Genomic DNA, 9,218 nt, shown 5'->3' on the forward strand with positions numbered 1-9,218 from the left:
CCCCGGGACCGGCTACCCGCCGAGCGGCTTCGGAGCCTCGAACTGCGCCTCGAAACGCTCGAAGGAGAACGTCGCCAGAGCGCGCGCACGGTCGAGCCCGAGCTCGCGGACCGCCTCGGCGATCCGGGCGATGTGGGGATCGCCCTCCTCGGCCCCCGGGGCGATCGTCACGCGCGCGCCCCCCAGGGGCCGGAACCGACCGCCCGAGACCTTGGCGCCGGCACGGACCAGGACCGGCTTCCCGTCGAGGAACTGGATGCAGTTCATCCCCAGGGAGTGGCGTCCGGGGAGCGGAACGCCGAGGCGGGTGTCCAACCGGAGATCGATGCCGCCGGCGCCCGAGGACCCGACGGCCCCCAGTCGCGCGTCATCGAGCGCCCCGCCGGCCGTCCCGACCATGTCGCCCTTCCACTTGGGAAAGCCCCACAGTTGGTTGCCGGCGGCGAGCGTGAAGTCCTGGTCCACCGGGAGTTCGTGGATGTGCTGGAGCACCCCGGCCCCGGGGACCTTGAGCTGGAACGCCAGCCCCACCTCGTGGTATCCGCCCAGGACGTTGCCCGGGACATCGTGGTAACGCACGTGGATCGTCGTCACCGGCGTGCGCCCGCCCGGGAGCGACACGGGCTCCGCACCCGCCTCCTCGAGGACAGCGGCCTGCGGACCGGCGGCGATCAGCCGGCGGGCGACCGCGCTACGCGAGAGGAAGGCCGCGCCCGAGATCGAGGCGGACACGACGGGTACGGGGAACGTGATCTGGCGGCCTGCGACGACGCGGGTTGTGGGAGAACTCATGACCCGACGTTAGCCGCTGGGGTCGCCGATGTGACCACCTTTTCCGGCTAACATCTCCACGGTTGCGGCAGATAGACCAGGTAGAGACGGGCACACGGTCCGCCCACGCGGCCCACACCGCGGATCCGTTCACCTGGAGGCACACCATGTTGAAGGCCATCGCCGACTTCCTCGCCCAGTTCGACTTCACCGTCGGGTCGTCCGCCGCGATCAACGGCTTCATCTCCGGCTCCACCGCGGCGCTCGACCAGTCCTTCGGATTCGAGAGCTCCCTCGGTCGGCTCGCCGTGAGCAGCATCGGCCGGGTCGGCCCCGAGCCCACCTGACCCGGGTCGATCCGACGCCGGCGGACCCCGGTCGCCCCAGGGTGACCGGGGTCCACGCGTTCCGGCGCCGCACGGCTAGCGCGGGTTCGTCAGGTCCTCGGTCGGCGCGGCCGCCACCTGCGCGCCCGACTTGCCCTTGTACCGCGGCCGCAACAGGTTGGACGGGGACAGGATGTCGTCGACCTCCTCCGCCGACAACAGGCCCATCTCCAACACGACCTCGCGCACCCCGCGGCCCGAGCGCGCGCACTCACGGCCCACGAGGTCGCCGTTGTGGTGCCCGATGACCGGGTTGAGATAGGTGACGATGCCGATCGAGTCCATGACGTTGCGACGGGCCACCTCCTCGTTGGCGGTGATCCCCCGGACGCACTTCTCGGTGAGCGTCTCGATCGCGGACGTGAGCAACGAGATCGACTCGAACATCGCCTGGGCGATCACCGGTTCCATCACGTTGAGCTGCAGCTGACCCGCCTCGGCCGCCATGGTGACCGTGACGTCGTTGCCGATCACCTTGAAGCACACTTGGTTGACCACCTCGGGGATCACCGGGTTGACCTTGGCCGGCATGATCGACGACCCCGCCTGGAGCTCCGGCAGGTTGATCTCGTTGAAGCCCGCGCGGGGGCCGGAGGAGAGCAGCCGCAGATCGTTGCAGATCTTGGACACCTTGGCGGCGGCCCGCTTGAGCGCGGCGTGGACGTTGACGTAGTCGCCGGTGTCGCTGGTCGCCTCGATCAGGTTCATGGCGCCGGTGACCGGCAGTCCCGTCACGGCGCGCAGGTGGTCGACGACCGCACGACGGTAGTCGGGCGGCGTGTTGACCCCCGTGCCGATGGCCGTGGCGCCGAGGTTGACGTCGAGGAGCATCCTGGCCGCCGCGCCGAGCACGTGCAGTTCCTCGTCGAGGGTCACCGCGAACCCGCCGAACTCCTGGCCCAGCGACATGGGGACGGCGTCCTGGAGCTGCGTACGGCCCATCTTGAGGACCTCGCGGAACTCCTCCGACTTGTCGTAGCAGGCCTCCCGCAGCGCGACGATCGCCGGCTCCAGCCGCTCCAGCGCGTGCCACAGCGCGATCCGGAAACCCGTCGGGTAGGCGTCGTTGGTGGACTGCGACCGGTTCACGTCGTCGTTCGGGCTGACGAGGTGGTACGCACCCTTGGGGCGCCCGAGTCGCTCCAGTGCGAGGTTGGCCACCACCTCGTTGGTGTTCATGTTGACCGAGGTCCCGGCCCCGCCCTGATAGACGCACGACGGGAACTGGTCCATGCACCGCCCGTCCCGCAGGATCTCGTCGCATGCACCGACGATGGCCTCCGCCACCTCGGGATCGAGCACACCCATCTCGAGGTTCGCCAGCGCGGCGGCCTTCTTGACCATGACCATGCCGCGGATGAAGTCGGGGATGTCGCTGATGGTCGTCGGGGCGATGGGGAAGTTCTCGACCGCCCGCACGGTGTGGATCCCGTAGTAGGCGTCGGCCGGGACCTCTTTCTCTCCGAGCAGGTCCTTCTCCACACGGGTCTGGGTCATTCGTCCTCCGCTGATCGGGTCGACACCCCCACAGTAGACACGGCCCACGGCCGACGCGGGAGGTCCGGGTTCGTGGGTATCCCCCGCGGCCGCACACACACTGCCTAGGGTGTGGGTATGTCGCGCACGACGACCTCCCGCCGCGCCCGGACCATGACCACGTCGGCCTCGGATCTCCTTCGGCGGTTGTACCCCTCCGACGGCGTCATGGGCAGCATCGTCGACCGGGCCCAGGTGCCGCTCCCCCGCGGGACCTGGGCCATCTTCGGGGTGGCCTTCGTCGGATTCGCCACTCCCGTGATCGGGTTCGTGGAACTGGCCGAGCGCGTCCACACCGGGGCCAAACTCCCCTTCGACCGCCCCGTCATGCTCTGGCTGGAACGGCAGCACTCGCCCGCGACCACCAGGGCCGTGCGGGCAGTCACCGAACTGGGCGGGGTCACGGCCGTGCCGGTCTTCGCCCTGGCCGCCTCCGGGTACCTGGCCTACGTGCGGGGCAGTCGCCGACCGGCCGCGTTGCTGACGGTGTCGCTGGTCGGGTCGACCATCATCAACTCGATCCTCAAGGCCCTGTACCGCCGCGACCGCCCCACGTTCTTCACCCACATCGTGCAGGAGAAGAGCTACTCCTTCCCCAGCGGACACGCCATGGCGAGTGCGGCGCTCGCCGGGTGCGCCTGCGTCCTGGCCTGGCCGACCGGCTGGCGGTACCCCGTGATCGCGGGATCTGCCGCCTACGTCCCCGCGATCGGCGTCACCCGCATGTACCTCGGGGTGCACTTCCCCAGCGACATCCTGGCCGGTTGGTGCGTGAGCCTGGCCTGGGTGGGCGAGGTGGCCACGATCATGTGGCTCATGGACCGGCTCGAGCACTCACCGCCGCTGACGTCATCCCCGCCGACGTGACAACCGTGCCCACCCGGGTCGAACTGCGCCACGGGGACATCACACGAATGCAGGTGGATGCCGTGGTCAACGCCGCCAACAGCACGCTTCTCGGAGGTGGCGGCGTCGACGGGGCGATCCACCGCGCGGGCGGGCCCGCGATCCTGCGGGAGTGCCGCGAACTGCGGGCCAGCCGGTTCCCGGACGGGCTCCCCGCCGGGCAGGCGGTCGCGACCGGGGCGGGCGACCTCCCCGCCAGATGGGTGATCCACACCGTCGGACCGGTGTACGGGCGGACGCCCGACGGGTCGCGGCGGCTGGCCGACTGCTACCGCAACTGCCTCGCCGTGGCCGACGAACTCGGGGCCCGCACCGTGGCGTTCCCGCTCATCTCCGCCGGTGCCTACGGGTGGCCCCGCGAGGACGCCGTGCGCATCGCGCTGGACGGTCTCTCCACCACCGCCACCGATGTCGAGACCGCGATCCTCGTGCTGTACGACGTCGAGACGCTGCGTCTGGCCGAATCTCTTGCCGAGTGAGGCGCCCCGTGTCGACTGATGCGCCCTCGCCGACTGGCGCGGCGCCTACCCCGGAGGTGGTCCTGACCGAGCTCTTCGCCCCGTGGGTGGTTCTCACGGTCGCGTCGATCCACCTCGGGCACCGCGTGGCCTCGCCCGCATGGGGCGTGGCGACCGCCGCGGGCCTGGGCCTGGTCCCCCAGTCGGCGATCGCCTGGCGGGTGCGCCGCACGGCGCTGTCCGACCACCACGTGACGCGGCGGGAGGACCGCCCGCTGGTGATCGCCGGCATCGCCGCGTCGGTGGCGACCCTGCTGGTGGCCCAGCAGCGCGGAGGTGCCCCCGATGAACTACGCCGCATGACGCGGGCCGCCCTCGTGGCGCTGGGGGTTGCCGGGACCGCCACCCTGAAGGTCAAGGTCTCGTTCCACACCGCAGTCCTGGCCGGGGTGATCGCGGTGCTGGCGCGCGAGGTCTCACCCCGCTACTGGCGGCTACTGGGGCTCGTGCCGCCGGTGGCGTGGGCGCGGGTGCGGATCGGTCACCACACCCCGGTGGAGACCGCGCTGGGCGGTGCGATCGGGGTGGTGTGCGGCTACCGGGGTGGCGGCCGGGTCCTCACTTCCCCCACCCGGTGACCGCCCCGCCGGCACCCCGAGGACGACGGCCGCCCCGCGGGAACCGTGGTGGGCTCCCGCGGGGCGGTGAGTGACGGCCGGCGTCAGATGCGGTCGACCAGCAGCTTCGCGAACGCGGCCGGGTCGGTGAGGGTGCCACCCTCGGCCAGGACGGCCGCGCCCGAGAGCAGCCGCGCGGTGTCGGCGAGCTCCCGCCTCGACGGGTCCTCGGCGTGCTGGACGCGCAGACGCTCCACCAGCGGGTGCGTGGGGTTGAGCTCCAGGATGCGCTTGCTCGTGGGCATCTCCATGCCCGAGGCGCGGTACATCGCCTCGAGCTGCGGGGTCATGTCGAACTCGTCGCCGACCATGCAGGCCGCGGACTCGGTGAGCCGATGCGACAGTCGCACCTGCTTGACCTCGTCGGACAGCTCCTCGCCCAGCCACTCCAGCATCGCGGTGAACTCCGCGGCGTCGGCCCGGTCCTCCTTCTCCTGCGGGTCCGAGCCGATACCGGACAGGTCCACGTCGCCCTTGGCCACCGACCGCAGGCGCTTTCCGTCGACCTCGCCGACAGCGTCCACCCAGACCTCGTCGACCGGGTCGGTGAGCACCAGCACCTCGACGCCGCGTGCGCGGAACGCCTCCAGGTGCGGGGAGTTCTCCACGGCTGCGCGGCTGGTGCCGGTCAGGTAGTAGATCTCCTCCTGCCCGTCGGCCATGCGGGAGACGTACTCGGCGATCGTGGTGCCCACCTCGTCGTCGTCACCGGTGGCCTCGTCGGGGACCGGACGGGTCGAGGCGAACGTGCTCACCGCGAGGAGCTGCTCGCGGGCGTCGACGTCGGAGATCAGGCCCTCCTTGAGGACCGCGCCGAAGTTGGTCCAGAACGAGCGGAACTCCTGAGGCCGCTCGGTCTTGAGCTGCTCGATGGTCTGCAGCACGCGCCTGACCAGACGTTTGCGGATCGCCCGGATCTGACGGTCCTGCTGCAGGATCTCGCGTGAGACGTTGAGCGAGAGGTCCTGGGCGTCCACGATGCCCTTGACGAAGCGCAGGAACGGCGGGACCAGTTCCTCGCAGTCGTCCATGATGAACACCCGCCGGACGTAGAGCTGGACCCCACGCCTGGTGTCCGGGGAGAACAGGTCGAACGGCACCTGCGTGGGCAGGAACAACAGGGCCTGGTATTCGAACGTCCCCTCGGCCTTGAGCGTGATGGTCTCGAGCGGCTCGTCCCACGCGTGCGAGACGTGGCGGTAGAACTCCGCGTACTCCTCGTCGGTCACCTCCGAGCGGGGTCGCGTCCACAGCGCCTTCTGAGAGTTGAGCGTCACGGTCTCCGTGACGGTGCCCCCGGCGGGCGGATCGGCGGGCTCGTCGTCGTCATCGTCCTTCTCGGGCGCCGGGGCGGGCTGCTCCACCTCCATCCGGATCGGCCACGCGATGAAGTCCGAGTACGTACGCACCACCCGACGCAGGGTGGACTCCGCGGCGTAGTCGGGCAGCGCCGCGTCGCCGCCGGCCGGCTTGAGCTGCAGGATTACCGACGTGCCCTGCGGGGCGTCGGAGTCCTCCTCGATCGTGTACGTGCCCTCGCCACCCGAGGACCACCGCGTGCCGGTGGGCTCCCCGGCCTTGCGGGTGACCAGGGAGACCGTGTCGGCCACCATGAACGTGGAGTAGAAGCCGATGCCGAACTGACCGATGAGATCCGCCGTGGCCTGCTCGCTGACCTCGCCCGACTCCTGCGCCGCGCGCGCGGCCGCGAGCGCCTCCCGCATCTGCCCGGTGCCCGACCTGGCGAGCGTGCCGATCAGGTCCACGACCTCCTCGCGGGACATCCCGATGCCGTTGTCGCGGATCGTCAGCGTGCGCGCCTGCGCGTCCGGGATCAACTCGATGTGCAGGTCCGAGGTGTCGACCCCCAGCGAGGAGTCCTGGAGCGCGGCCAGCCGCAGCTTGTCCAGGGCGTCCGAGGAGTTGGAGATGACCTCGCGGAGGAAGGTGTCCGGGTTGGAGTAGATCGAGTGGATCATCAGATCCAGCAGCTGCCGGGTCTCGGCCTGGAACTCCCGGGTCTCGGCTGCACCGGAGGTCTGCGGGCTCATGGTGGCGGCGGTTCCTTTCTGATGGACTGACGAGCACGCCCCGTGCGGGCGCACCCGATGCTGTTCACGACGTGCTGTTCACGACGACACGATCAACCTACTGTGGAGCCCGGACATTCCGGAGGAGGCCCCGTGACCACGAATCCGCTGCCCGATGCCCACCTGGCCGTCCTCGACGCCGCCACCTCGCTGTTCGGTCGCGCCCTCGCCGGCGGGCTCGACGGCGACTGCGCGGCGTGCCCCGGCTGGACCCGTCGCGACTGCGCCAACCACGTGCTCGGTGGCGGACTGCGGTACGCGGCCTACTTCCCGCGGCTGCCTGAGTCGGAGATCGCCTGGACCCGCACCACGGACCACGCCGGCGAGAAACCGGTACCCGCGCTGTACCGCACATCCGCGGGTCTGCGGAAGGAGCTGGCCAAGGCCCCCGACGCCGACGCACCGGTCCCCCACCGCCTGGCCGAGATCCCCGTGCGCGACCTGCTCGCCCTTCGGGTCGTCGAACTGCTCGTCCACGCGCACGACCTCGACGCGTCGACGTGGGACTCGCCCGAGGCGGAAGAACTGGCCGGGTGGTGCCTGGACCACGCCCGCGAGGTGCTGGAGCTGATGAGGTCCTTCGACGTACTGGCCGAGGCCCGCGCGGTCCCGATCGGTGCGGACCCCCGCGAGCGGCTCCTCGCACTGTCCGGGCGATAACCGCCGCCCGGGCCGCGACCCGTCGGCAGTCAGAACATCGGGACGTCGGGACGGATTTTCTCGTGACTCCGGTCACTGCGCGGACTAGCGTCGACCATGCGGAGGATGCCGTCGGCACGGGCCGGGGCACGCACGTGAGAGGACCCGCGATGGCCATGCAGTTCTGCCCATACATCTCTTTCCCGGGCAACGCTTCCGAGGCGTTCCCGTACTACCACGACCTCTTCGGGGGCCGGCTCGACCTGATGACCTACGACGCGATGCCGTCCACGGAGGGATTCCCGTTCACCCCGCCGCCCGGGGCGGTCGCCCACGCCACGCTGGAGGCCCCGGGCATCACCTTGACCGGCGGCGACAACATGGGCGAGAACCTGCCCGGGCTCGCCAGTGACGTCTACTCGTTCCTGCTCGCGTTCGACACCACCGAGGACGCACACACCTTCATCGCGAAGGTCACCGAGGGGGGCGGCGAGATCGCGATGCCGTTCGAACTGGCTCCCTGGGGGGATCACTACGGTCAGGTCAGGGACCGGTTCGGGATCCGCTGGGACGTGGTGGTGGGTGCCGAGGGCCAGTGATTTCGGGCTGACCCACACGTGACCGCCGTCTCGATCACCGGCGCTTGTTAACGTTCAGGCATGGATATCACCGGAGCAAGTGCCATAGTCACGGGCGGTGCGTCGGGCATCGGCGCCGCCGTCGTCCGTCAGCTCGCCGCGAAGGGCGCCAAGGTCGTCGTCGCGGACCTCAACGCCGAGAAGGGCGAGGCCCTGGCCAAGGAGGTCGGTGGCGTGTTCGTCGCCGTCGACGTGACCAAGACCGAGGACAACACCAAGGCCGTCGAGGCCGCCCTGGAGCTCGGCCCGCTGCGCTACCTGGTCAACTCGGCCGGTATCGGCTGGGCCCAGCGCACGATCGGTCGCGACGGCGAGTTCTCGTCGGCGTTCGACATCGACTCGTTCCGCAAGGTCATCGACATCAACCTCATCGGCTCGTTCGACATGCTGCGCCTGGCCGCCACGGCCATGACCCGCGGCGAGGCCGACGACGACGGCCAGAAGGGCGCGATCGTCAACATGGCCTCCGTCGCCGCGTTCGACGGTCAGATCGGCCAGGCCGCGTATTCCGCGTCCAAGGGCGGCATCGTGGGCCTGACCCTTCCCGTGGCCCGTGACCTCTCGGCCGCCGGCATCCGCCTCAACACCGTCGCCCCTGGCCTCATCGACACCCCGATCTACGGCGAGGGCCCGGATTCGGACGCGTTCAAGGCCAAGCTCGGCGAGAGCGTGCTGCACCCCAAGCGCCTCGGCTCGGGCGACGAGTTGGCGTCGATGGTCATGGAGCTGCTCACCAATCCGTACATGAACGCGGAGACCGTGCGCGTCGACGGTGGCGTCCGGCTGCCACCGAAGTGACCTGACGACGCGAGCCACCCACGAGGCTCTCGCGGAGAGGGGCCCCGCCGGATGCGATCCGGCGGGGCCCCTCTGTTGTCACCGCGAACGCTGGTTGTCCCTGGGAGCGGCCCCTGCGAGCGCACCCCGCGGGCGCCAACCGCAGCCGCCAACCGCAGCCGCTCCTGTCCCTGTACGCACGCGTGCGCAGCGCGGAAGTTGTCAACCTGTCTCAAGACAGGTTGATGCCAGTGGTGGTGGGTAGTGCTGGTGCTTTCGGTGGTGCCGAGTATCTGCGGGGATGCAGTGCCGCTGCCCAGTCCAGGGTCTGTTGTCGAGC

10 protein-coding genes are annotated in these 9,218 nt (G+C 70.3%); 7 read left to right on the plus strand and 3 right to left on the minus strand.

What is annotated here, in order from left to right; translation table 11 throughout:
• Nucleotides 1-12: 12 nt before the first annotated feature.
• On the minus strand, nucleotides 13-792 hold the full coding sequence (locus NJE57_RS06130) for an acetoacetate decarboxylase family protein (RefSeq protein ID WP_319027513.1): 780 nt from the start codon (nucleotides 790-792) through the stop codon (nucleotides 13-15).
• 146 nt (nucleotides 793-938) lie between these two features.
• Here NJE57_RS06130 and NJE57_RS06135 point away from each other — a divergent pair, with 146 nt between their 5' ends.
• Nucleotides 939-1,118, plus strand: coding sequence for a hypothetical protein (locus NJE57_RS06135; RefSeq protein ID WP_319027514.1), 180 nt, complete (start codon nucleotides 939-941; stop codon nucleotides 1,116-1,118).
• A 75-nt stretch (nucleotides 1,119-1,193) separates the two neighbouring features.
• On the opposite strand, the gene aspA is transcribed toward NJE57_RS06135, so the two are convergent.
• Complete coding sequence (gene aspA, locus NJE57_RS06140; protein ID WP_319027515.1) at nucleotides 1,194-2,654, minus strand: aspartate ammonia-lyase; 1,461 nt, start codon at nucleotides 2,652-2,654, stop codon at nucleotides 1,194-1,196.
• 117 nt (nucleotides 2,655-2,771) lie between these two features.
• Here aspA and NJE57_RS06145 point away from each other — a divergent pair, with 117 nt between their 5' ends.
• From NJE57_RS06145 to NJE57_RS06155, 3 genes are read left to right on the plus strand one after another with little or no spacing between them, the layout of a single operon-like run.
• Complete coding sequence (locus NJE57_RS06145; RefSeq protein ID WP_319027516.1) at nucleotides 2,772-3,560, plus strand: phosphatase PAP2 family protein; 789 nt, start codon at nucleotides 2,772-2,774, stop codon at nucleotides 3,558-3,560.
• Between the two features lie 47 nt (nucleotides 3,561-3,607).
• Nucleotides 3,608-4,078 carry an O-acetyl-ADP-ribose deacetylase gene (locus tag NJE57_RS06150; RefSeq protein WP_413464369.1) on the plus strand — a complete coding sequence of 157 codons (471 nt, stop codon included), beginning with the start codon at nucleotides 3,608-3,610 and terminating at the stop codon, nucleotides 4,076-4,078.
• An 8-nt stretch (nucleotides 4,079-4,086) separates the two neighbouring features.
• Complete coding sequence (locus NJE57_RS06155; RefSeq protein WP_319027518.1) at nucleotides 4,087-4,695, plus strand: hypothetical protein; 609 nt, start codon at nucleotides 4,087-4,089, stop codon at nucleotides 4,693-4,695.
• Between the two features lie 83 nt (nucleotides 4,696-4,778).
• Here the strand turns inward: NJE57_RS06155 and htpG are convergent, their stop codons facing one another.
• Entirely contained in the window at nucleotides 4,779-6,785 is a 2,007-nt protein-coding gene (htpG, locus tag NJE57_RS06160) for a molecular chaperone HtpG (RefSeq protein WP_319027519.1), read from the minus strand.
• 132 nt (nucleotides 6,786-6,917) lie between these two features.
• On the opposite strand from htpG, the gene NJE57_RS06165 reads away from it, so the two are divergent.
• The 3 genes from NJE57_RS06165 (at nucleotide 6,918) to NJE57_RS06175 (ending at nucleotide 8,899) form a co-directional block, all read left to right on the plus strand.
• Nucleotides 6,918-7,484, plus strand: a complete 567-nt coding sequence (locus tag NJE57_RS06165) for a maleylpyruvate isomerase N-terminal domain-containing protein (RefSeq protein ID WP_319027520.1) — start codon at nucleotides 6,918-6,920, stop codon at nucleotides 7,482-7,484.
• Nucleotides 7,485-7,633: 149 nt separating this feature from the next.
• The gene (locus NJE57_RS06170) at nucleotides 7,634-8,062 is read left to right on the plus strand and encodes a VOC family protein (protein WP_319027521.1); all 429 of its coding nucleotides are present in this window, start codon (nucleotides 7,634-7,636) and stop codon (nucleotides 8,060-8,062) included.
• A 60-nt stretch (nucleotides 8,063-8,122) separates the two neighbouring features.
• Nucleotides 8,123-8,899: an SDR family NAD(P)-dependent oxidoreductase gene (locus NJE57_RS06175; RefSeq protein WP_319027522.1), complete on the plus strand. Its 777-nt coding sequence runs from the start codon at nucleotides 8,123-8,125 to the stop codon at nucleotides 8,897-8,899.
• The last annotated feature ends 319 nt before the right edge of the window (nucleotides 8,900-9,218 follow it).

Origin of the sequence: Dietzia sp. PP-33, assembly GCF_033790845.1 — a bacterium.
GTDB lineage: Bacteria > Actinomycetota > Actinomycetes > Mycobacteriales > Mycobacteriaceae > Dietzia.

Bases quoted from the DNA above. Each gene is read 5' to 3' on its own strand.
- NJE57_RS06130 (WP_319027513.1), bottom strand. From the start codon at position 792: ATGAGTTCTCCCACAACCCGCGTCGTCGCAGGCCGCCAGATCACGTTC.
- NJE57_RS06135 (WP_319027514.1), top strand. From the start codon at position 939: ATGTTGAAGGCCATCGCCGACTTCCTCGCCCAGTTCGACTTCACCGTC.
- aspA (WP_319027515.1), bottom strand. From the start codon at position 2,654: ATGACCCAGACCCGTGTGGAGAAGGACCTGCTCGGAGAGAAAGAGGTC.
- NJE57_RS06145 (WP_319027516.1), top strand. From the start codon at position 2,772: ATGTCGCGCACGACGACCTCCCGCCGCGCCCGGACCATGACCACGTCG.
- NJE57_RS06150 (WP_413464369.1), top strand. From the start codon at position 3,608: ATGCAGGTGGATGCCGTGGTCAACGCCGCCAACAGCACGCTTCTCGGA.
- htpG (WP_319027519.1), bottom strand. From the start codon at position 6,785: ATGAGCCCGCAGACCTCCGGTGCAGCCGAGACCCGGGAGTTCCAGGCC.
- NJE57_RS06170 (WP_319027521.1), top strand. From the start codon at position 7,634: ATGGCCATGCAGTTCTGCCCATACATCTCTTTCCCGGGCAACGCTTCC.
- NJE57_RS06175 (WP_319027522.1), top strand. From the start codon at position 8,123: ATGGATATCACCGGAGCAAGTGCCATAGTCACGGGCGGTGCGTCGGGC.